Annotated in this window: 25 protein-coding genes; 17 read left to right on the top strand and 8 right to left on the bottom strand. The window is 32.0% G+C overall.

Features of this window, described 5'->3' with window-relative positions:
- Nucleotides 1-32 precede the first annotated feature (32 nt).
- The 6 genes from MUN68_RS17275 (at nt 33) to MUN68_RS17250 (ending at nt 4887) form a co-directional block, all read left to right on the top strand.
- A complete protein-coding gene (locus MUN68_RS17275; protein WP_249996961.1) occupies nt 33-863 on the top strand; it encodes an NmrA family NAD(P)-binding protein in 831 nt (276 codons plus the stop codon).
- A gap of 108 nt (nt 864-971) precedes the next feature.
- The gene (locus MUN68_RS17270) at nt 972-1253 is read left to right on the top strand and encodes a 5-carboxymethyl-2-hydroxymuconate Delta-isomerase (RefSeq protein WP_317134784.1); all 282 of its coding nucleotides are present in this window, start codon (nt 972-974) and stop codon (nt 1251-1253) included.
- A 36-nt stretch (nt 1254-1289) separates the two neighbouring features.
- Nucleotides 1290-2393, top strand: coding sequence for a serine hydrolase domain-containing protein (locus MUN68_RS17265; RefSeq protein ID WP_249996958.1), 1104 nt, complete (start codon nt 1290-1292; stop codon nt 2391-2393).
- Between the two features lie 4 nt (nt 2394-2397).
- Nucleotides 2398-3897 (top strand): serine hydrolase, encoded by a 1500-nt coding sequence (locus tag MUN68_RS17260; RefSeq protein WP_249996956.1) that lies wholly within the window; start codon nt 2398-2400, stop codon nt 3895-3897.
- Nucleotides 3897-4313: a hypothetical protein gene (locus MUN68_RS17255; protein WP_249996954.1), complete on the top strand. Its 417-nt coding sequence runs from the start codon at nt 3897-3899 to the stop codon at nt 4311-4313. Before MUN68_RS17260 ends, MUN68_RS17255 begins: the two co-directional genes overlap by 1 nt.
- A gap of 37 nt (nt 4314-4350) precedes the next feature.
- Nucleotides 4351-4887, top strand: a complete 537-nt coding sequence (locus MUN68_RS17250; protein WP_249996951.1) for a DUF7010 family protein — start codon at nt 4351-4353, stop codon at nt 4885-4887.
- A 23-nt stretch (nt 4888-4910) separates the two neighbouring features.
- Here MUN68_RS17250 and MUN68_RS17245 read toward each other — a convergent pair whose 3' ends face one another.
- On the bottom strand, nt 4911-5708 hold the full coding sequence (locus MUN68_RS17245; protein ID WP_249996949.1) for a universal stress protein: 798 nt from the start codon (nt 5706-5708) through the stop codon (nt 4911-4913).
- A 56-nt stretch (nt 5709-5764) separates the two neighbouring features.
- On the opposite strand from MUN68_RS17245, the gene MUN68_RS17240 reads away from it, so the two are divergent.
- The 5 genes from MUN68_RS17240 to MUN68_RS17220 all read left to right on the top strand — a co-directional run bounded on the left by MUN68_RS17240 (nt 5765) and on the right by MUN68_RS17220 (nt 9097).
- Nucleotides 5765-6265, top strand: coding sequence for a GNAT family N-acetyltransferase (locus MUN68_RS17240; protein ID WP_249996947.1), 501 nt, complete (start codon nt 5765-5767; stop codon nt 6263-6265).
- On the top strand, nt 6262-7596 hold the full coding sequence (locus MUN68_RS17235) for an MATE family efflux transporter (RefSeq protein WP_249996946.1): 1335 nt from the start codon (nt 6262-6264) through the stop codon (nt 7594-7596). The genes MUN68_RS17240 and MUN68_RS17235 overlap by 4 nt, the downstream gene beginning before the upstream one ends.
- 31 nt (nt 7597-7627) lie before the next feature.
- On the top strand, nt 7628-7777 hold the full coding sequence (locus tag MUN68_RS17230) for a hypothetical protein (RefSeq protein WP_249996944.1): 150 nt from the start codon (nt 7628-7630) through the stop codon (nt 7775-7777).
- Between the two features lie 101 nt (nt 7778-7878).
- Nucleotides 7879-8331: a 6-pyruvoyl trahydropterin synthase family protein gene (locus MUN68_RS17225; protein ID WP_249996942.1), complete on the top strand. Its 453-nt coding sequence runs from the start codon at nt 7879-7881 to the stop codon at nt 8329-8331.
- 10 nt (nt 8332-8341) lie between these two features.
- Nucleotides 8342-9097, top strand: coding sequence for a UDP-2,3-diacylglucosamine diphosphatase (locus MUN68_RS17220; protein WP_249997049.1), 756 nt, complete (start codon nt 8342-8344; stop codon nt 9095-9097).
- Between the two features lie 3 nt (nt 9098-9100).
- Here the strand turns inward: MUN68_RS17220 and MUN68_RS17215 are convergent, their stop codons facing one another.
- The 4 genes from MUN68_RS17215 to MUN68_RS17200 all read right to left on the bottom strand — a co-directional run bounded on the left by MUN68_RS17215 (nt 9101) and on the right by MUN68_RS17200 (nt 13452).
- On the bottom strand, nt 9101-10390 hold the full coding sequence (locus MUN68_RS17215) for an MFS transporter (RefSeq protein ID WP_249996939.1): 1290 nt from the start codon (nt 10388-10390) through the stop codon (nt 9101-9103).
- Between the two features lie 161 nt (nt 10391-10551).
- The gene (locus tag MUN68_RS17210; RefSeq protein ID WP_249996937.1) at nt 10552-11289 is read right to left on the bottom strand and encodes a GNAT family N-acetyltransferase; all 738 of its coding nucleotides are present in this window, start codon (nt 11287-11289) and stop codon (nt 10552-10554) included.
- A 32-nt stretch (nt 11290-11321) separates the two neighbouring features.
- Nucleotides 11322-13007, bottom strand: a complete 1686-nt coding sequence (gene recJ / locus MUN68_RS17205) for a single-stranded-DNA-specific exonuclease RecJ (protein ID WP_249996935.1) — start codon at nt 13005-13007, stop codon at nt 11322-11324.
- A 22-nt stretch (nt 13008-13029) separates the two neighbouring features.
- Complete coding sequence (locus MUN68_RS17200; RefSeq protein ID WP_249996933.1) at nt 13030-13452, bottom strand: OsmC family protein; 423 nt, start codon at nt 13450-13452, stop codon at nt 13030-13032.
- A gap of 157 nt (nt 13453-13609) precedes the next feature.
- Between MUN68_RS17200 and MUN68_RS17195 the strand changes: the two genes are divergently transcribed.
- From MUN68_RS17195 to MUN68_RS17185, 3 genes are all read left to right on the top strand, one after another.
- Nucleotides 13610-14212: a carboxymuconolactone decarboxylase family protein gene (locus tag MUN68_RS17195; protein WP_249996932.1), complete on the top strand. Its 603-nt coding sequence runs from the start codon at nt 13610-13612 to the stop codon at nt 14210-14212.
- A 753-nt stretch (nt 14213-14965) separates the two neighbouring features.
- A complete protein-coding gene (locus tag MUN68_RS17190) occupies nt 14966-15547 on the top strand; it encodes a hypothetical protein (RefSeq protein WP_249996930.1) in 582 nt (193 codons plus the stop codon).
- A gap of 72 nt (nt 15548-15619) precedes the next feature.
- Nucleotides 15620-15937, top strand: a complete 318-nt coding sequence (locus MUN68_RS17185) for an HIRAN domain-containing protein (RefSeq protein WP_249996928.1) — start codon at nt 15620-15622, stop codon at nt 15935-15937.
- Nucleotides 15938-16116: 179 nt separating this feature from the next.
- On the opposite strand, the gene MUN68_RS17180 is transcribed toward MUN68_RS17185, so the two are convergent.
- Both MUN68_RS17180 and rsmI read right to left on the bottom strand, forming a co-directional pair.
- Nucleotides 16117-16692, bottom strand: a complete 576-nt coding sequence (locus tag MUN68_RS17180; RefSeq protein ID WP_249996927.1) for a uracil-DNA glycosylase family protein — start codon at nt 16690-16692, stop codon at nt 16117-16119.
- Nucleotides 16693-16818: 126 nt separating this feature from the next.
- Entirely contained in the window at nt 16819-17493 is a 675-nt protein-coding gene (gene rsmI / locus MUN68_RS17175; RefSeq protein ID WP_249996925.1) for a 16S rRNA (cytidine(1402)-2'-O)-methyltransferase, read from the bottom strand.
- A gap of 89 nt (nt 17494-17582) precedes the next feature.
- Between rsmI and MUN68_RS17170 the strand changes: the two genes are divergently transcribed.
- Nucleotides 17583-20960 carry a DUF7933 domain-containing protein gene (locus MUN68_RS17170; protein ID WP_249996923.1) on the top strand — a complete coding sequence of 1126 codons (3378 nt, stop codon included), beginning with the start codon at nt 17583-17585 and terminating at the stop codon, nt 20958-20960.
- Here the strand turns inward: MUN68_RS17170 and MUN68_RS17165 are convergent.
- Nucleotides 20957-21685 carry a hypothetical protein gene (locus MUN68_RS17165; protein ID WP_249996922.1) on the bottom strand — a complete coding sequence of 243 codons (729 nt, stop codon included), beginning with the start codon at nt 21683-21685 and terminating at the stop codon, nt 20957-20959. The two genes, MUN68_RS17170 and MUN68_RS17165, sit on opposite strands and share 4 nt — an antisense overlap.
- Nucleotides 21686-21789: 104 nt before the next feature.
- On the opposite strand from MUN68_RS17165, the gene MUN68_RS17160 reads away from it, so the two are divergent.
- Nucleotides 21790-22437: a thymidine kinase gene (locus MUN68_RS17160; protein WP_249996920.1), complete on the top strand. Its 648-nt coding sequence runs from the start codon at nt 21790-21792 to the stop codon at nt 22435-22437.
- Nucleotides 22430-23539 carry an alanine racemase gene (alr, locus tag MUN68_RS17155; RefSeq protein WP_249996918.1) on the top strand — a complete coding sequence of 370 codons (1110 nt, stop codon included), beginning with the start codon at nt 22430-22432 and terminating at the stop codon, nt 23537-23539. Before MUN68_RS17160 ends, alr begins: the two co-directional genes overlap by 8 nt.
- The last annotated feature ends 1 nt before the right edge of the window (nt 23540 follow it).

Below are 23540 nucleotides of genomic sequence, written 5' to 3'. Positions count from 1 at the left end.
ATTATAATAAACATCAAATAAATATAATAAAAATGAAAAACAAGACTAATATTTTAGTAATCGGTGGAACTGGTAAAACCGGTCGTAAAGTTGTAAATAAATTAAAAAAAGAAAATCAGAACGTAAGAATTGGTTCTCGGAATGTCTCACCTTCTTTTGATTGGCAAAAGCCAGAAAATTGGGCTAATGTATTAAATGGTATGGATAAAGTATATATTACTTTCCAACCAGACTTAGCTGTTCCTGGTGCTTTAGATGCTATTGAAGAATTAACACGTCAAGCTAAAAAAAGCAACATTAAAAAATTAGTGCTTTTATCTGGAAAAGGTGAACGAGAAGCTGAATTATGTGAACAAGTTATCATCCACTCTGAAATCGATTACACCATAATACGAGCAAGTTGGTTCAATCAAAATTTTAGTGAAAGCTTCTTTTTAGATCCAATACGTGAAGGATTTGTTGCATTACCACAAGCTGAAGCAAAAGTACCTTATGTTGATACAGACGATATTTCAGATGTAGCTGTTGAAGCGCTTTTAAATAATGAACATAATGGAAAAATATATCAATTAACGGGTCCGAGACTCCTTACTTTTAAAGACGTAATTCAGGAAATTTCAGAAGCTACAGGAAAACCTATCGCTTTTACACCAATTGCATTATCTGCGTATACAAATGTTATGAAACAACAAGACGTACCTGCAGATTATATTTGGCTTATTGAGTATCTGTTTTCTGAAGTACTAGGAGATATGAAAAATTCTGAAATAACAAATGATGTTGAAAAAGTACTTGGAAGAAAAGCCAAAGACTTCAATCAATATGTACAGGAAACTGCATTAACTGGTATTTGGAATAATTAATAACTCATCAATCAAAAAACGAACCTTAATAAATATAACACTAGGATGCCACATTTTATAATTGACTGCTCAGAACACCTCTTAAATTTAAAATCTCCAAAGGAAATTATGCAAAAGATTTATAATGCAGCTGAGAACAGTTCCCTTTTTAAAAAAGGAGATATTAAGGTGAGAATTAAGCCTTATAAATATTATAATAACGGAAATACAGATGATAATTTCATACACATTTTCGCCAATATTATGGAAGGACGCACTGTGTTACAAAAAGCAAAGCTTTCTAAATCAATAATAACTGAGCTTAAAACAATATTTCCAAAAACACCTATTATTTCTATCAATATTAGAGATTTTGAAAAAGCAACCTATTGCAATAAATCTATGGCTTAAAACTTAAAATGAAGAATTAGGCAAAAATTTTACATCATGAAAAAACTAATGATAACAGTACTATTTACAAGCATCTTGTTTACAAAATCATATAGTAAAGAACAATTAACACCTGTTGACAAAAAGATTTTTAGTGAGGTAGATGAATATGTGGAATCAATGATTGATAGCTTAAAAATTGTTGGACTAAACTATATGGTATTAATTGACAATAAGGTTGTTCACGGAAAATCTTTTGGATTATCCAATGTTCAACTTCAAGTTCCGATGACAATGGATAATTCATTTCCAGTAGCATCCATTTCAAAATTATTTAGTTCTATCGCTCTACATGATCTGCTAAGTATCCATAATCGGAATGTTAATGAAACCATAGAAGAATTTATTCCTAATAGAAAAGATTTACCTACATCATGGAAAAAATTAACTTTAAAACAATTGTTATCCCATACATCTGGAATTCCAGACCAAATAGATTATCAAATCTACCTAGCACCTAAAAGTGAAAAATCTGTTATTGATGCCTTAAAAAACAAACCCTTTAGTTCAAAACCAGGAACAGAATCAAAATACAACGCTACTGGCTTTTTACTAATTCGTATAATCATAGAAAAATTAGCGAACCAAGATTTTGAATCATATATGCAGAAACAGTACTTCGATAAATTAGGGTTGAGTTCGGCTAAATATGGTGGATTTAAAAAAGTTATTCCAAACAGGGTAACTTGTTATCAAAATATTGATAATACACTAGAACTATTTCCGCTAAATTATTCGTCTCCAATGTATGCTGGAGCAGGACTTAATATTACGATTAACGATTTAACAAAGTGGTTTCAAGAAATCCAAAAAAAACAAATTTTAACCAAAAATCAGTTTGAAAAAATTTGGGCTCCAGTAAAATTAAACAATGGAAAAGACGGTTACTTTGGATTGGGATGGGAAGCATATAGACTACAAGACAATTACAGAATGGTTGGACATGGAGGAGCTGGAATTTCATCCTTACAACATTATTGGAATGAGAAAACAAATGAAAACGTCACGATTGTCTTACTAACTAATGGAGCTTTTAACTGGGTCATTAGACCAAATCAAATTAATTCGCAAATTGCTAATATAATATTAGGAGCAAAATAAAATTATGAAAAAGCATCTATTAATTAGTCTCACTTTAATTCAATTCATATTTGGAGCAAATACCTTAATAGGACAGGAAACACATAATAATAAGCTTAAGTCTAAAATTGAAATCTATTTAAACAATAGTGTATCAAATGGCTACTCTGGATCTGTTCTAGTAGCTCAAAAAGGAAAGGTCATAATATCCAATGGTTATGGTTGGTCTAACAGAAAGAATAAAATTAATAATACGCCTTCATCGATTTTCAATATTGGTTCGGTTACGAAACAGTTTACTGCTGCTGCTATTTTAAAATTGATTGAACACGGAAAAATTAAAACATCTGACAAAATTAGCCTATTTTTTAAAGATATTCCTGTTGATAAAAGAAACATCACTATTCATCAGTTGCTAACACATACATCTGGTGTATCACCAATAACAGGTGGTTTTAGATATGATGAAGCGAGTAAAGAGCAGTTTTTAAAAGAATTCTTTGAAGCAAAACTACTATCAAAACCGGGAACAAAACACAGGTATGCCAATGCAAACTATATTATGCTTTCCTCTATTATAGAAATTTCATCTGGGCAAGATTACACTACTTTTTTACAAGAAAATTTCTGGAAGCCATTAAAAATGAATAACACTGACTATAAAAACATCCCCTTCAATAGCGAACAAATTGCTCACGGATATTATTTCAATTACACTGATGGTGTTTGGAAAGATTGGGGAACAACTCAAGATCACTTACCATTTAATGACAAGCATTGGTATAGCATTGGCAAAGGTGATATCCATTCTACAGTAGAAGATCTTTATAAATGGCATTTAGCTTTACAAAGCAATAAAGTGTTAAGTTCTAAATCAAGAGAAATGCTTGAAACTCCTTATGTAACAGAAAATGAAGAAGGAACCTCTCATTATGGTTATGGATGGGCAATATATAAAAGCAAACGTGATACTAAAATCGTAACTCATAATGGCAGTAATGGAATTTATTTTGCGAATTTCATCAGATATATTGAAGATGACGTCGTTATTATTGAGTTGTCAAATGCTATTTTAGGAGAAGAAAGTGAGACTGTTGCTTGGAGAATAGGCAAAATGGTTTTTGATGAAAAATATAATGCAAAACCTATTACTAAATCGGTTTACGAACTTGTCTTTGATTTTATAAGAATAAACAAATTAGAAAATGCAAAAATGATATCTAGTTTTCTAGAAAAGAATCTTCAGAGAAAATTTAGCGATAAAGGAGTGCTTAACAGAATAGGATTAAAATTGTCAAAAAAAGAAAACAACCCAAATTGGGGTCTTGAACTTTTAAAAATAAACGTTCAATTATTTCCAGATGATGGAAATCTATGGGATTCTCTTGGTGATGCATATCTTAAATATAACCAGAAAGAAAATGCAATAAAAGCCTATAAAAAAGCACTAAAATTGGCAAATAAAAATAACTGTCATTGGTGTGAGAACTCTCAAAATAAGCTAAAACAACTTAAAGGTCAATAATGTTCAACCAAGGAATAATTAAAAAAGCAATACTAACATTTAGTGTCATTCTATACGCAGTTGTGGTTCCTTTTCTCGAAATAAATACGTCACATGTTTTTAATCCTAATTGGACTCCGCATGTTAGGATTCATGAGGTTTGGCAACTCATTACAAATTCGAGTATTGGACTATTTTGCCTATGGTTGGTTTGGGTTAAAAAAGAAATTAAAATGAGTACAGTACTTAGTCTATTAATTGTTGGTGGGTTTTTATTAGCATTTTTATTACAAGAATTTTATGGAGGCTCAATGACATATTTAGATGGAAGTGAAAAAACACTGTTCGGAATTAATATTGGAATTATTGGGTTTGGATTAGCCTTTATCGGTTTACTATTTAACTTAAAATCAACTGCTAAAGTACAAAGCAAATAAACTCGAAAGTTTGAAAAGACATTACAATTAAATAACTATGGAAAAACCACTAGAATCTCAACAAATAGAATTTTCAAATCGAAAATTTTTAGCAACTCCTCTTTCTGGAATGATAGCATGGTTATTAGTTGGTATTTCAGGATTGTTGTTCCCAGATAGAATTACTGTTTGGGTTTTATTTATTGCAACAGGAAGCATTGTGTATTTAGCCTTATTCATTTCTAAATTTACTGGAGAGAATTTCCTAGATAAAACTAAACCTAAAAATGTATTTGATAAATTATTCCTCTATACTGTAGCTCAATCAATTTTGATATATGCAATTGCTATCCCATTTTTTGTCTTAGACCATACTTCATTACCACTATCAGTAGGAATCTTAACAGGTACGATGTGGCTGCCTTTTTCTTGGATTATTAAGCATTGGGTTGGATTGTTTCATGCAACTCTACGAACAATTCTTATACTATGCCTTTGGTATGCCTTTCCAGATCATCGATTTGTAGTCATCCCTTTTTCCATTGTTAGCATTTATGTTGTAACTATGATAATTTTAAGGAATAGAAAAATATAAATAAGCGAGCTTTAGTTCCAAAATTATTTCAAACCAGACAATACCAAAACTGGTAAGCTAGAGCTATGAAAATCTTTCTTTAAAATGGTATTGCTTTCCCAAAGCTTAGAGAAAAAACCTCGATTACGTCTCACCACACATAATAAATCTGGATTATTTTCTTTGTAATGTTCTAACACACCTTGATAAGTGGTTGCGTTTTCTGACGTAGTACTATTTGTAATGTGATTTAATAAATTATCACTCACATCTAAATCACCTTCATTGTAAAATGGTGTTTTAACCAATAGTAAATTCAAAACCGACTTAAATTGATTTTTAATTTCCATCAACGGAATTAATGCATCATCTTTATTAATAATCGCCGATTTCATAGCTAATAAAATTTTTACAATAGGTTTATACACATAACCTTCAGGAACTATTAACGCTGGAATATTGGTCTGCTTTATAATTTTCCCTGAAGTCTTTCCTAAATAAACTTCATCTTTAATAGAGTTTGTTCTTGGCTCCAGAATAATTAAATCTACATCTAAAGTTTTACATGCCGTATCTAAAGTATCTCCAAGTTTGCCCTTAAAAGTTTTTAAAACAATCTCAACATTCCTTTGATTAACTTTATCAACATGACTCTTTAAAAAGCCTAAACTTTCGCGTTCAATCATTTCATCTACTTTCATCATCGTTCCTGCTTTAGTGTCCACGTTATACACTTGAACTACATAAAGTTTTGCGCCAAAAGTATTTGCAAAATCAACTGCGTATTGTAAATGGCTTACTGCATTTTTAGATGAACCAACTGGAACTAGAATAGACTTCATAATCAAATATTTAAAAGTAACTTTGTATTAATATTTGGCAAAGGTAACTATTAAAAATGATTCGAAAAGCAACTCTAAACGATATTGATAATATAATAGATATTACAAAAGCTTGCGCACGATTTATGATTGCAAAAAACATTTTTCAATGGAACGAACATTATCCAACTCATAGCGCTTTTGAAAATGATGTTAAGCGAGATGAACTTTATGTTTTAGACATTGAAAACACAATTATAGGTTGTATTGTCATTTCGACATTGATGGATGATGAATACATTCCGATACAATGGTTAACTCCAAATGAAAACAACATTTATATTCATCGGCTGGCAATTCATCCAAAACATCAAGGAAAAGGCTATGCACAAGACTTAATGAATTTTGCAGAAGAATTTGCTCAACAAAACAACTATACTTCTATTAGATTAGATACCTTTTCTCAAAATGAGAAGAATCAAAAATTTTACGAACTAAGAGGTTATCAAAAATTAGGAAATATCTTTTTTCCGAAGCAAAGTGAATATCCTTTTTATTGTTATGAATTAATCCTTTGAAAACAGACATCACATTAAAAAATATCAACAAACTTGCCATTCCTGCTTTAATTGCTGGAGTTGCCGAACCTATCTTGTCATTAACTGATACTGCAATTATTGGTAACGTCGATTATAATGCTGCAGAATCTTTGGCAGCAGTTGGTATTGTTGGTACTTTTATTTCGATGCTCATTTGGGTTTTAGGACAAACACGAAGTGCTATTTCATCTATTGTTTCTCAACATCTAGGTGCAAATCAATTAGAAAAAGTAAAAAACTTACCTGCTCAAGCCATATTTATTATTACATCGATAAGTATCATAATTATAATTACAACGTGGCCTTTTGCATCTCAAATTTTCAAACTCTACAATGCGTCACACTTAATATTAGAATATAGTATTGACTATTATCATATTCGAGTTTTCGGATTCCCATTTACACTTTTCACTATTGCCATTTTTGGGACTTTTAGAGGGCTTCAAAACACCTATTACCCAATGATAATTGCTATTATCGGAACTATAGTCAACGTCATCTTAGACTTCGCTTTAGTATATGGCATTGAAGGCCTTGTCAACCCAATGCACATTAAAGGTGCTGCTTATGCAAGTGTTATTGCTCAAATTACAATGGCTTTTTGTTCGGCTTATTTCTTATTGAAAAAGACAGATATTTCGTTGAGAGTTACCTTTCCTTTTAATGCGGAAATCAAGAATTTCACCTTAATGATCCTCAACTTGTTTGTGAGAACATTAGCACTTAACGTCACCTTATATTTTGCAACACGTTTTGCTACTTCTTATGGAACCGAATATATTGCTGCATATACTATTGCTATTAATCTTTGGTTCTTAGGTGCTTTTATAATTGATGGCTATGCGAGTGCTGGAAATATTTTATCTGGAAAATATTTGGGTGCTAAAAATTATAAGAAATTAGTTGAATTAAGCCAATTCTTGATTAAATGTGGAATTGGTGTCGGAATCATTTTAACTATTCTAGGTTTCATAACCTATGATTTTGTTGGTTCTATTTTCACACAAGACCAATTGGTTTTAAATGAATTTCATAACGTTTTTTGGATTGTTTTAGCCATGCAGCCTCTTTGTGCTTTAGCCTTTATTTTTGACGGAATGTTCAAAGGCATGGGGAAAATGAAATTTTTAAGAAACCTCCTCTTATTATCAACAGGATTAGTATTTATTCCTGTTTTGTTCTTATTAGATTGCTATGATCTGAAATTATATGCTGTGTTTATTGCGTTAACACTATGGATTATAGCTAGAGGCTTCCCTTTAATCATAAAATTTAGACAACTATTTTTATCGCTTTCCCAAAAGACGTAACTTTGGACAATAATACACTTTAAACATGAATATGCTTTTGATATCTCTATTTCAAGATTCAGAATCTTATGATTCAGGTTATGATATTGGTTATGCCATTGGGCAAAATTTACCATATGTAATTTTACTAATCTTAGCGTTTATTGTGTTTCGGTATTTTAAAAATAAATCTAAAAAATAATCTATGGATTTCATGTCATTTATAAGCGGAAGTGGTTTATTCCTTATTTTAGGAATTGTGCTCGTTATTGTATATTTCTACAACCGAAATAAAAGGAGATAATGAGTAACATTAGAATCACCAAACAGTTTTCTTTTGAAACAGGTCATGCCTTATATGGCTATGACGGAAAATGTAAAAATGTACATGGACATAGTTACAGATTAGATGTTACTGTTATTGGAACTCCTATTTCAGACAACACCAATGTCAAGTTCGGAATGGTTATCGATTTCAGTGATCTGAAAAAAATCGTAAAAGAAGACATTGTAGATGTCTTTGATCATGCAACCGTTTTTAATAAAAACACACCTCATGTTGAGCTTGCAAAAGAATTAAGTGAAAGAGATCATAATGTATTGCTGGTAGATTATCAACCAACAAGTGAAATGATGGTCATTGATTTTGCCAAAAAAATAAAAAATAGATTACCAAGTAATATCAAACTACACTCGTTAAAATTACAAGAAACAGCAACCTCTTATGCACAGTGGTTTGCTTCAGATAATGACTAAGCCAACACACATAAAAATTCCAGAAGGTAAATTCATTTATTTTGCTTCAGATAATCATTTAGGAGCACCAACGATGGAAGCTTCTCTACCTCGTGAAAAGAAATTCGTGGCTTGGTTAGATGAAATTAAAACTGATGCTGCTGCAATTTTTTTATTAGGTGATTTATTCGATTTTTGGTTTGAATATAGCACTGTAGTTCCAAAAGGGTTTGTAAGAACTTTAGGAAAACTAGCCGAAATCAGTGATTCTGGAATTCCGATTTACTTCTTTGTAGGTAATCATGATCTTTGGATGAATGGCTATTTTGAAAAAGAACTCAATATTCCTGTTTTTCATAAACCTAAAGAATTTATATTTAATGACACGTCTTTTTTTATAGCTCATGGTGATGGTTTAGGGCCTTTTGATATAGGTTACAAACGCATGAAAAAAGTATTCACCAATCCTTTTTTTAAATTCCTTTTTAAGTGGTTACATCCTGATATTGGTGTAAAAATTGCTCAATATTTTTCAGTGAAAAACAAATTGATTTCAGGAGATGAAGATGCAACCTATTTAGGTGCTGAAAAAGAATGGCTCATTCAATATAGTAATTCAAAATTAAAGGAATCTCATCGTGATTATTTCGTGTATGGACATCGTCATTTACCTATGACAGTCGATTTAGAAAACAACGCTAAGTATGTTAATCTTGGTGATTGGATTACGTATTTTACTTATGGTGTTTTTGATGGAAAAAACTTCGAACTGAAAAATTACAAATAACAACTAATCTTCAGCATTTTCGTGCTCTTCTAAATCTACGGTTAGATCTAATTTTCTAAATGAAGGTGATGCAAGCGCTGTTGTAATTACAGTAATTAAGGTCATTGTGCCTCCAAATACAACAGCAGTAGCTGTTCCCATGAGTTTAGCTGTTAATCCGCTTTCAAAAGCACCTAATTCATTTGAAGATCCTACAAACATAGAATTTACTGAAGACACTCGACCACGCATATGATCTGGTGTTTTTAACTGAAGAATCGTTTGACGAATCACCATAGAAACGCCATCAAAAACGCCACTCATAAACAGAGCTATCACAGAAATCCAAAACCAAGAAGATAGTCCAAAAGCGATAATACTTAATCCAAATCCAAAAACAGCCACAAGTAACTTTATACCAGCTTTTTTAACAATAGGAATATAAGCTGTTACTAACATTGTTAAAAAAGAACCTACATTTGGAGCTGCTACCAAAATACCAAAACCTTCTGATCCAACTTCTAAGATATCAGTAGCAAAAACAGCAGCTAATGCGATTGCACCTCCAAATAATACAGAAACCATATCTAAAGTTAAAGCACCTAAAATAGCTTTCGTTTTAAACACAAAATTTACACCTTCCTTTAAACTTTGAATCATTGGTTCGCCAATATTCGGATTTAGAATAGGTTTCCTTTTAATACGAAATAACATCAATAATGAAAACATAACCAATCCGAAAACTATGCAAAGCGACCAATGCACTCCCATTTGATCAGTTTCTCCTAACCAACTAATAGAAAATCCCGCAAAAGCGACACCCAAAACGCGAGCCATCTGCCAAGTAGAACTATTCCAAGTGGCTGCATTTGGGTACGCCTTTTTGGGTACAATTAAAGCCACTAATGAAAATATTGATGGTCCGAAAAAAGATCGTAAAAGTCCACCAAAAAACACAAGCGCATAAATAGAATATAATATTTGTTTGGTAGACCATGCTTCAGATATTTCAGGAGAGGTAATCCAAAACAATGCAAAACTAATGATCGAAAACAAAGCAATACAAAGTGCGAGTAGATTTCGTTTTTCCTTTTGATCTACAATATGTCCAGCAAACAATGCCATTCCTAAGGCTGGAATAATTTCCATTAAACCAATTAGGCCAATATATAAAGGATCTTTGGTAAGCGAATACACTTGCCATTCAATGATGACAAATTGCATGGACCAACCAAAAACTAACGCAAAACGGACTAATATAAAAATATTAAATTCTCGATATCGCAATGCTGCGTATGGATCTTTTTTTGCCAATTGTAATGTTGATTAAATAAGTACCAAAGGTAGATAAAATGTCATTCAGATAACAACGAAGCATATCAAAAACTAGATCGTGTTTGTGTATAGTTGGTTGCGTTGGCAAGAACTAAGTTAATAAAAGAAAACGAACTAGTAGAAAATTCCACACCAATTAATTATACACGTTGTTGTAAACTATTTTTACGTTTTAAAACCTGGCAGTTAAACTCTTTTTTAAATCCTAAATGAATGTATAGTTTTTCAGCGCTTGAATCTTTAATAGTTTGAAGTGTAAGATTTTGAACTTTAATATTGATACAATTAACTAAAGCTGATTTCATTACATTTGTTGCTATTCCTTTTTTTCTATATTCAGGTAAAGTAGTTACTGAATATATTCCATATGTATCATTAGAATCAATAATAAGACAAGTGCCTACAGCTTTGTCCGCTATGTAGGCAATAAAAAAATGTTGATTCTTGAAAAGAGCTCCTTCAAAGTTTTTTTTTCTAAAAAAAGGAAACCATTCATTATAAAGTGCATTGGTTTCACAAAACCCTCTTGATTGAACAATACTGAATAGCTCTAAATCTGAATTATTTATAACTTTTTTAGTTACAATAGAGTTATTTGTTTTCCATTCTTTTAAAACATTTGGATTAGCGAACATATATGTTAAATCCGCTATTTTTTCTGCTTTATCAGATTTAATAATTTGGTTTGAATTACTTGACCATTCTGGTAAGTAAATCATTTTACTATTAATGGTTGGTTGGTATTCATTAATTAAAAAGGTAATATCCCAATTATCTACTTCGCTTGATATTCGAATATTTTTATTTTCATCCCGTTTAGAACCTCTATTTTGTTGCAAAAAGCAGATATGATTATTTAGTAATTGTTTGTTTTTCATTTATGATTTATCTGTTGGGTAAATTGTGTACATCACTTTATATCTCGCAATTTCAACTGCAAACTTACATGGCCTTTCCAATGATTCTCATCAATAGAATACACAGCTTTAAATGGTTTCTTATTCTGTATTAATTTTAGCTTATTTCCGATATTAAATCCAATCCCAACAATTTTTTGACGACCTTGAATTGCTGTTAAACGTAAATGTTTATCATCTTCTCCAACACACTTGCCATAACCTGTGTCTTTTAAGTTCTCAGTCATGAATATTGGTGTCATATTTCCAGGACCAAATGGCGCAAACTGACTTATAATTCGAAAAAATTTAGGTGTAATATCACTAAGTTCAATTTGTTCATCAATATTAATTTCTGGAGTAAGTAAACTTCGGTCGATCGTTTTACAAACCTCTTCTTCAAACGCTTGTTTGAAAGCTTCATAATTTTCAGGACGTAATGTTAAACCAGCAGCATATTTATGTCCACCAAATTGTTCAATATGTTCGCTACACGCTTCCAAAGCATTATACACATCAAAGCCTTTAACCGAACGTGCAGAAGCGGCTAATTTATCACCACTTTTCGTAAACACTAAAGTTGGTCTGTAATAAGTTTCTATTAATCTTGAAGCGACAATACCAATCACGCCTTTATGCCAAGACTCATGATACACGACAGAAGTTAGTCTATCTTCTTCTTTGTTTTCTTCAATTTGAATCAATGCTTCTTGAGTAATTCTTTGATCAGTTTCTCTTCTATCGAGATTGAATGCATTGATTTCTTTAGCGTAAGTTTCAGCTAAAAATTCATCTGTTTCAGTTAATAAGGTTACAGCATAATTACCATGCTTCATTCGTCCAGCAGCATTAATTCTTGGAGCGACAACGAACACAACATCTGTAATCGTTAGTTCTTCTTTTTTGACTTCGGAAATTAATGCTTTAATACCAGGTCGTGGATTCGTATTTATAACTTTCAATCCGAAATAAGCCAAAGCACGATTTTCTCCAGTTATAGGAACAATATCTGCTCCAATCGCAGTCGCAACTAAATCTAAATATTCTGCTAAGGCTTCAACCGGTTGATCATCTTTTGAAGCCAATGCTTGAATTAATTTGAAGCCAACACCACAACCACATAATTCTTTATATGGATATTCACAATCGTCACGTTTAGGATCTAAAACAGCAATTGCTTTGGGTAATTCTTTTCCTGGTCTATGGTGATCACAGATGATAAAATCGATCCCTTTTTCAGCAGCATAAGCGACTTTATCGATTGCTTTTACACCACAATCTAAGGCAATAATTAGCGTAAATTCGTTATCTTGAGCAAAATCAATTCCTTTAAAAGAGACACCATAACCTTCGTCATAACGATCTGGAATATAAGTCGCAATTCTTTCTGATTTTGTTTTTAAATAAGATGACATTAGGGCTACAGAAGTTGTTCCATCCACATCATAATCACCAAAAACTAAAATGTTTTCATCATTTGCTAAAGCTTTTTCAATACGAGCAACAGCTACATCCATATCTTTCATTAGAAACGGATCGTGCAAATCTTCTAAACTTGGTCTGAAAAATGTTTTAGCAGCATCATAAGTATCAATACCACGTTGTATTAATAAGGTGGCGACAGAACGCTCTACCTGAAGTGCTTTTTGTAAAGCTTCAACAGTTTTAGAAACTGGTTTAGGTTTTAGAGTCCAACGCATGTACTAATATAGAAAATTTTCGCTAAACATTATGATAATGGATCGCTGTTTTTACTTCGGCAAATCTTCTGAACATTTCCATCACACCACAATATTTATCAACAGAAAGGTCAACGGCCTTTTTAATCTTGACTTCGTCTAAGTTTTCACCATAAAAATGATATTCCATAGAAACTGTATGGTAATATTTTGGGTGTTCATCAGTTAATTCTCCATACGTATCAATTCTGAAATCAGAAAAAGGCACTTTCATTTTCTTTAGAATAGAAACCACATCTAAACCAGAACAGCCAGCTAAAGAAGATAGCATCATCGCTTTAGGTCTTAATCCAGAATCATGACCACCATGTTCTTGTGATGTATCCATGGTAAATAATTTCCCACTAGGATTATCAGATTCAAACTGTAAGTTTCCTTTCCAATGTGTGACAACTTTATTAGACATTTTTATAAGTTTTAAATTAAGAATTGATAACGTATTTAAAGCTCAAAAAAAAGTTATATATAATAAGTAGACGTTTAAGCTACATAAAATTTATACCTTTAAATACTTATAACTTTAAGTACTTTTATAATCAAAAATACTACTAAAAACATAACATATGGCATTAGTTACACCTTTATCTGCTGAGCATGATCCAGAAACAAAACAACTTGCAGAATTCTTTAATGAAACCCTTGGGTTTTGTCCAAATTCTGTATTAACAATGCAACGTCGTCCTGCTATTAGTAAGGCATTTATCAATTTAAACAAAGCTGTTATGGCAAATGAAGGCAGAGTGACTTCGGCTTTAAAACGTTTGATTGCTTGGGTGAGTAGTAACTCTACAGGTTGTCGGTATTGCCAAGCGCATGCTATTCGTGCAGCTGAACGTTATGGTGCGGAACAAGAACAGTTAGATAATATTTGGGAGTATAGAACACACTCGGCTTTTTCTGAAGCAGAACGTGCAGCTTTAGATTTTAGTTTAGCAGCTTCGCAAGTGCCAAACGCTGTAAATGCAGAGATTAAAAAGCGTTTATACGAACACTGGAATGAAGGTGAAATTGTAGAGATGCTTGGCGTAATTTCATTGTTTGGTTACCTCAACCGTTGGAATGATTCTATGGGAACATCAATTGAAGAAGGCGCTGTTGAAAGTGGTAATCAATACCTTGGTAAACATGGTTTTGAAGTTGGAAAACATGATGGTTCACATTATTAAACTTGAGTAAAAACATTCAATTCAAATTTTCTATTTAAAAAACTTATCTATATTTGTGACGTAAATGAACACTACAATAGTACATATTGCACCTAAATCACTGATGTGTCAGTGGGATTATCGAGGAAATAGCGAATTATTTCATCGGTCAAGGACGTTATGTAACTATTTTTAATCATTTTTTAATATGATTTAAACACAAAAACTATAAATAGTAAAAGCGTCCAAAATATTGGACGCTTTTTTTATGAAAAAAAATAAAACATTTGAATTTAGACTTTAAAAAATAAAATAATAAGACTTGAAGACTAAGCAATTGATAAACAAACTCTTGCAACATATCTCAATAATCTGCATAAAGCGGATAGGAAAACCCTTGTCTAAATTTAATCATAAACACTTGATTATCAATAAAATAAATTGATTTTTTGTTTGGATATTTAAAAATAGTGTTCATCTTTGCATCGCAGAATTAAACAAACCTATTCTGCATTATATCATTAATAACAAAAACAAAGAAGCCATGCTAAAACATAAAGTAGCATTTCAAATTTTGAGTAATGACAATGAGTCATTAATGAAGAGGCTTCGGTATTTTCTGTAAACTACTTTCCAGAGAAGAATCCGAAGCAAACTAACTGTTTCGGATTTTTTTATTTCAAAAATCATAAATAAGTCAATCTGATCAGTTTTAAGAGTTCCACGAATTAAGGGAACATTTAAAACAATACAAATCTATTGAATAGAAATGTCATGGAAACAAATTTACAAAACCACTATATTTTTAAAGCTATAGAAGCTTATCCTTGGGAATTAGAAAAAGCCGTTGAAGCTTTAAACTATGCTTTAGCGTATGATCCAGAAAATGTAAAAGCATTGCATTTGATGGCTAAAGTTCACTACGAACAATTAGGTGATAATGAAACGGCTAAGACTTATTTTGAAAAGGCTTTAGCAAGTAGAATGGATATACCTGACATCTATCCAGAATACATCAGATTGTTAATCAACAATGATGATTATAAAGAAGCGCAAAACTTAATTGACTTTGCTAAAACAGTAAAAGGTATTGACAAAGCAGGAATTGCATTAACTCAAGGTCAATTATATGAAAGTTTGACTTTCTTTAATGACGCTGAAAAAGCTTTAAAAAATGCTAAGCAATTAGCTTTAAACAACGATTTTATTAGCTATGTAGATGATGTGTTATCTCGAGTTAAAAAGAAGAAAAAAATTCAAGCTAACGAAAATAGAATCATTGAAAATCAGTCAAAAAAAGAGATGGAAACCGCTAATAAAAGTTGGTTTCAAAACAGACTGAATAATTTATTATAACCATTCTCCTGACGCTCTTTTCAGGAGAATTATTAAAACATCATTAGTTCTAACTAATAAACACTATTAATCATGAAAAAAGAACATTTAGCAAATTTCCACATAGCAGGTTTTACTTATTATGAAGGCGCATCCATTTTTAGAAAATTAAAAATGGGTAGAAAACTTATTTTAAAACTAGAAGAAGAAAATAAATATGACCCAAGAGCTGTAGCTATTTACTATAAGGATTTTAAAATTGGATTTATTCCAAGACAAGACAATAGAATCTTTTATAAATTAATGAAGGTTGGTTTGTCTGATCACATTCAGGTAAGAATTCAACAAATAGATGCTACTGCTAGTCCAGAAGAACAAATTCGTTTAGTTGCTCATTTAGTGACTAACTAAAATGATACGTTATTTTAAATGCGTTAGGAGTTTTCCTGGCGCATTTTTTATTTAATAAGTTTCAATTTTAAAATTGACTTAAATCTATAAGTTTTGTCATTCCAACAAAGTGACGTATGAACGACGAAGAATCTCATTTTTAGATTCTTCACTTCGTTCTGAATGACAAAATTCATAAACTACTTATGAATTAAATTATGTACCGATTTTTTCAATTCAGGTACAACTTCCTCATCAAACCAAGGATTCTTAGTCAGCCAAAATCGGTTTCTCGGACTAGGATGCGGTAACGCAAAATATTGAGGCAAGTAGTCTTTATAATTTGCAACCGTTTCGGTTAGTGTACGTTTTGCTTGTGCTTTCAAATAATACTTTTGAGCATACATTCCAATTAAAATGACCAACTCTACATGTTTCATTTCATCAAATAATAGCTGATGCCATTGTGGAGCACATTCTTTTCTTGGAGGTAAATCGCCACTTTTTCCTTTTCCTGGATAGCAAAATCCCATAGGAATAATTGCAAACTTACTTTCATCATAAAAATCTTCTACAGTTACATTTAACCATTTACGCAATTGTTTACCAGAAGCATCATCCCAAGGAATACCAGACGCATGAACTTTAGTTCCTGGTGCCTGACCAATTATGACAATTTTAGAATTTGGATGTGCTGTTGCGATTGGTCTTGGACCTAATGGAAGGTGATGTTCACAAATTCGGCATTGTCTTATGTCGTGGAGTAAATCTTCCATTTTAATTATTAAACATCAACCTTTTGTTAAACTGAACTTGTTTCTGTTTCACACTCGAAAATAATGAGATTCTGAAATCGAAGATTCAACGGAGTTAAATGAATTTAGAATGACGACGCTTTTAAACTATTTTTTCTTTCCACCAACAACAATCACAATCTCTCCTTTTGGTGGTTTGTTTGTGTAATGTTCTAAAACCTCTTTTGCCGTTCCTCTAACTGTTTCTTCGTAGAGTTTTGTCAATTCTCGCGATACAGAAACTAATCGTTCTTCTCCGAAATATTCACAGAAATTAGATAATGTTTTGATTAGTTTATGCGGACTTTCATAAAAAATAATCGTTCGAGGTTCTTCAGCTAGTAATAATAATCGTGTTTGTCGGCCTTTTTTCACTGGAAGAAAGCCTTCAAAAACAAACTTGTCGTTTGGTAATCCCGAATTAACAAGTGCAGGAACAAACGCTGTTGCTCCAGGCAAACAATCGACTTCAATATTATTTTCAACACAAGCTCTCGTTAATAGAAATCCAGGATCGGAAATTGCTGGAGTTCCTGCATCACTAATAAGTGCAATTGATAATCCGTTTTTAAGCTTCTGAATTAAACCTTCAACCATTTTATGTTCATTATGCATGTGATGGCTTTGCATTTGGGTTCCAATTTCGAAATGCTTGAGTAATTTTCCCGAAGTACGAGTGTCTTCAGCAAGAATTAAATCGACTTCCTTAAGCACCTCAACAGCTCTAAAAGTCATGTCTTTTAAATTTCCTATTGGTGTCGGAACAATATAAAGTTTAGGCATTATCATTTTGATTGTTTCCAAATTTACAATCTTTAGTCTATATTAACGCAACCAATAGGACTATTTGGTATCTATAAACAAACCAATCCATGTTAAAAAAGTGTTTCTTATTTCTTTTTTTATGTGCTTCTTATGTTCAATCTGAAGCACAAACTACAGATTTAGCTGTTTTGGTTGAAGCGCAGAACACGAGTAATACAGAAGTTTCACAAGTTCATATTTATCAAGAATTTCAATACATTCTCACCATACTTAACTCTGGAAACTTAGTTAACAATGCCACATTTACACAAGACATAAATGCCAATGTTACAGTTGTTTCTTTTGAATATCAAAATGCAACTGGAGGTGCAGGAATTGTTACAGATTTAATCCTAGACGACAATACAAATAATGTATCTGGAACCATAACGTCACTCCCAACAGATTCAAGTATAGAAGTGAAAGTTACAGTCATAGCACCAACTTTTGTTGGTGGAATTGCAACTAATGTAACGGTCTTTCCTCCAAGTAACACAACAGATATTGATAATACAAATAACCAATCTATTATTTCTCTAGATGTTACAGATCTTGACATTGATTTTACAGTTGTTCTCAATCAAATCACACCAAATGTAGGCACTCCAATAAATGTTTGGGGAGACAATGTTACGTATCAATTTACAATACGTAATAACAGTAGTATTGCATTTCCTTTAGATGCTTTTGAAATGAGTATGGTTAGTAATCCTGTAGAAAATGGAGAGCCAGATATACAGGTTCAATCTTTAGATTGCATTGCTACAACAAATGGCGTATTGTGTCCTGATCTTATTCCGTTTTCAACAACTATAGTTAATTTAGGAAGCACTTCCGAAATTTTTGCTTTTAATGAAGCTGTTATATTCCCTGTAAATGGCACGATTACTATTGAAATTGTTGTCAAATTTCTTGAAGGTCCTTGTGCAGAAGAACCAGATGTAATTAATATTGAAAGCATTGTTGAAATAGGACTAAGCCATGATAATATATCTCCTAACCAATCCAATATTGTCAATACACTTTTACTAACTCCAGAAGCTTGTTTACTAACTGATCTGGCAATCGAAACTGAAGTGATTCAACCAACAAGTGGTGGTATTAGTGATTGGGATGATATTGTTATTTTAGAAACTGTTGTCTCTAACTTAGGAACATTTCCTGTTCCTATTCAGTTTTTTCTACAAAATTTAACCTCTGCAGCAGGAACGTGGAACTTAATTAGCGTTACTTGCACAGGAACAACTGGTCCTATCGATTGTAGTGATTTAAGTTTTAGTTTAAATGGACAATCTTGGAATACCTTGAATTTTGACATTCCTGCTGGAGCAACAATTACTATTCAAACCGTTTTAAATTATTTAGAACCGCAATGCAGTCCAAATCCACAATTATATACTTCACAAATAAGAAGTGCTATTGTTATTCTTCCAGACGATATTATTGACATTGATTACAGTAATAATTTTGATGATGATTTTGTTGTACTTTTTCCAGCTGAAGAATGTACAGTTTCCGACTTGACAGTTACCAAAACTCAAATCGATCCTCAATTACCTATTGGTGGCTCAGACCAAAGTCCGATGCCATGGGGAAATGTAACATATGAAATTACAGTAAGTAATATTGGTGATGAAGATACTTATATGACTTTGGTAGATTTGTATGCAAATTCTGGAGTTAGTGCTGCTAGTTTTTTAAGGAGTGTTGACTGCGTTTCTTCAACAGGAGGTGCATCATGTGGTACAGTCACTGTTCAAAATATAGATGTAGAAATTGATCAAGATTCTGCAGATTCTACCTTTTGGGAAATTACCGAAAATGATAATTGGTTTATGCCATCTGGATCTTCTGTAACATTTAGAACCGTTCATTCTTGGTTTCCAGAATGCAGTAATGAACCAATTCCAGTAATAAATACTGTAAATGTATATGCTTATGGTGGTGTTCCGGAAAGTAATTATACTAATAATGGATATTCTGCAACGACTTACTTCACACCTTGTGTAGATTTAATTATTCAAACATTTCCGTCGTCGTCGATAATTCCTATAAACTCAACATTTAATTGGGTGGTTGATATTACAAATAGCAATACGAGTTCTACTGCAATTGATGCTACGTTTTCAGATATTCTAAATCCTGCATTTACCATTGTTGGAGCACCAACTTGTCAGGTTCAGAATGGTACGTCAACATGCATTACAAATTTTAATGTAAATGGTTCTACGATTACTGGTACAATTCCGTTGCTAGAAGCGGCTTCTACAATACGCATTTTAATTCCTGTAATGGCTCCAAATTATGGAGGTGTTTTTAATAATACTGCTGATGTCTTTCCTAGCGCTATTAATAATGAAGAATTAACACCTGAAACTAATATTTCAATTAGTAACGCTCAGGTTGTATCACCAACTTTAACCAAAAACTATAATCCTGATACTATTATAGCTGGAAACATAAGTACATTAACGTTTACCATTAATAATGTAGCGTCTAATCCTGCTCAAATCGATATTGCTTTTACAGATAATCTTGCTCCAGAACTCAATTTAGTGGATTCACCAATTTGGGTAAATTCAAATGGATGTACCGCAAATTTTATCGGAAACACAGGTGATAGTTTTGTAGGTATCACAGATTTAACGTTTCCGGAAGGTGCTAGTAGTTGCACGTTTTCAGTTCAAGTGACTTCAGATGTAATTGGGATTTATCTAAATGATGACTCCAACTTCAGTAATCAGAATAATATTAATACATCACAAACAGAGGCAACGCTAACGGTTATTGAAGATACTTCAAATGTTGATATTGAAGTATTAAAAACAGTCTCAGAAACCTCAGTATTTTTAAATGACGACATCGATTTTACGATTACTGCAACCAATATTGGTACAACAACAGCCACACAAATTGAAATTCTAGAAAGCTTACCTATTGGTTATCAATATCTGTCTCACACAGCAACAGAAGGAAGTTATGATATAACGTCATCAATTTGGAGTTTAACAACTTTAGATCCTAATCAATCTGAAAGCTTAACATTGACGGTTCGTGTAATTTCTTCAGAAAACCTATTAAATGTAGCTGTTTTAAATCAGGTGAATGAAGTTGATCGAGATGAAACCAATAATGAAGATTCAGCTGAAACTTCAGTCGATAATTGTTTAAATATTCCTCGAGGGATTTCTCCTAATAACGATGGACTTAATGATGTTTTTGTGATTCCTTGTTTAGAACTTTATCCTAAAAACGCTATTAAAATCTATAATCGCTACGGAATACTAATCTACCAAGCTAAAACCTATAAAAATGATTGGAATGGTAGAGCAAATAGAGGATTTCCTGAAAATTCTGGACGACTTCCTGTAGGAACTTATTTTTACATCTTAGAAATTTCTGAAGGTATAGAACCTGTAATTGGTTGGGTGTATTTAAATTATTAAACAAACTTACTCTCAATAATTCCCATAAACCGATTTTCGATTTCTTCTTTTCCAGACCAATTATTGTAATCTGGTTTTACAATATCATTTATAAAACTAGTAGCATCTTCAAAAGATTGTGTTGTATTTAATTGAGAAATAACGCGATCATAATCTTCAGTTTTACCATCAAATAATTGCTTTATAAAGGCTAGTTTATCATTCAGACCAATATTTAAAGCACCATGTTTTAATTGATCATTTAATGATTTTTTAGTATTAGCTTCCGAAACAGGTTCAAATTCAGGCATATCTTCAAAACCTGCAGTTATATCTTCTAAATGTGTTACTGAAATTTCCTTTTCGGTAACTATAGTTTCGATTATATCATCCACTTCTTGAGACTCTTGAGGCATATGAGCTACCATATCTTTTATTTTGGCCATTACAGGTTCGTAAATATGATCATCCTCATTTTCGTCGAGGTTAACATAAATCTTATCTTCAATTTCAATATTATCACTCACTTTATTATTAAAAGCGGTATCTAACATCCCAAAGAAAGAAGAATTATTTCCTATTGTTGGTAAATCTCCATCAAGGTTTTCATGAGCAAATTTTAGAACGCTTAACTTTTCATATAGAGCTGAAACTTCAGCATGCATTTTTAATACATCTTCCTTGCCCTTTAGTTTTAAAATTCTATGCGCAAGGCTTACTAATTCAGATTCTAACTTCTTCTTCATAACTTTTTAAATTTAAAACGAATTTATGCGATTGATTTTTAATAAATTTACGCCACCTTTATACAAAACGACTAATCGGTTTGTTTTAGTGTTAAAATTACAAAATGTTTCTTGAAAATACAGTAAATCATAAAGAACAATTTGGATGGATTGAAGTTATTTGTGGCTCAATGTTTTCTGGCAAAACAGAAGAACTGATTCGTAGACTCAAACGTGCCAAATTTGCTAGACAAAAGGTTGAAATCTTCAAACCTGCAATAGATGTGCGTTATGATGAAGAAATGGTGGTATCTCACGATTCGAATGAAATTCGTTCAACTCCAGTTCCTGCTGCTGCTAATATTCCGATTTTAGCAGATGGTTGTGATGTGGTTGGTATTGATGAAGCTCAATTTTTTGATGATGAAATTGTTCGTGTTTGTAATGATTTGGCTAATAAAGGAGTTCGTGTGATAGTTGCAGGTTTAGATATGGATTTTAAAGGCAATCCATTTGGACCAATGCCTTATTTAATGGCAACAGCAGAATACGTAACAAAAGTACACGCTATATGTACACGTACTGGGAATTTAGCACAATACAGCTACCGTAAATCTAAAAATGATAGTCTTGTTCTGTTAGGAGAAGTTGATGAATATGAACCCTTAAGTCGAGCTGCATATTACAAAGCAATGCTTCGTGATAAAGTAAGAAACATGAAAGTCAATGATGCTGAAGAGTTAGCAACAAAAAACAACAACTCTAATGCCTAAAGCGCAAGAAACTGTACTTGAAATAGATTTAAAAGCACTCAAGCACAATTTCGAGTATCTTAAATCTAAAACTCAAAAAGACACTAAAATATTAGCCGTTGTTAAGGCTTTTGCCTATGGAAGTCATGCTGATATAATTGCCAATTATCTTCAAGGTTTAGATGTTGATTATTTTGCTGTGGCATATGTTTCTGAAGGTGTTGCTCTAAGAAATGCTGGAATCGTTACACCTATTTTAGTTTTACATCCTCAAGCCATAAATTTCAAAATGCTTATTGAAAGATGCCTTGAACCAAGTCTATATAATGCGAAGATTTTAAATGAATTTATTACGGTCGCTTCAGAGGAAGGGCAAACCAATTATCCTATTCATATAAAATTCAATACAGGTTTAAATAGGTTAGGATTTGAAAAAAATGATGTAGATGATATCATATCAAAATTAAAAGGAACAAATTCAGTAATCACTAAATCCATATTTTCACATTTAGCAGCTAGTGAAGATCTTTCTGAAAAAGAATTTACAAGTCATCAGATTCAAAATTTTGAAAACATTACGAAAGAATTTTCAAAAAAAATAGGCTATCAGCCATTGTTTCATATTTGTAATACATCTGGAATATTAAATTACCCAGAAGCACATTTAGATATAGTTAGGACTGGTATTGGCTTGTATGGCTTTGGGAATTCAGAAAAAGAAAATAAAAACCTCAAACCTATAGCCAAATTAAAATCTGTAATTTCACAAATTCATCGTGTTGAAAAAGGCCAATCTGTAGGCTACAATAGAGCGTATAAAAGTAATGCTTTTGTTAAAACTGCAACGATTCCTATTGGTCATGCAGATGGCATTGGCAGACAATATGGTAATGGTAAAGGCTATGTAATTATCAATGATAAACCTGCATATATAATAGGTAATGTCTGTATGGATATGATTATGGTCGATATTACAACTATTGATTGTAACGAAGGAGATGAGGTTATTGTTTTTGGTAATCATCCTCACTCAGCTTCAGAGTTTTCAAAAACAACTCAAACTATTTCTTACGAAATATTAACAGCAATTTCTCAGAGAGTTAAGCGTGTCTTATTAAGATAGT

The sequence above is a fragment of the Psychroserpens ponticola genome (assembly GCF_023556315.2).
Taxonomy (GTDB): Bacteria; Bacteroidota; Bacteroidia; order Flavobacteriales; family Flavobacteriaceae; genus Psychroserpens; species Psychroserpens ponticola.
This window is presented reverse-complemented; position numbering and strand designations above follow the sequence as displayed.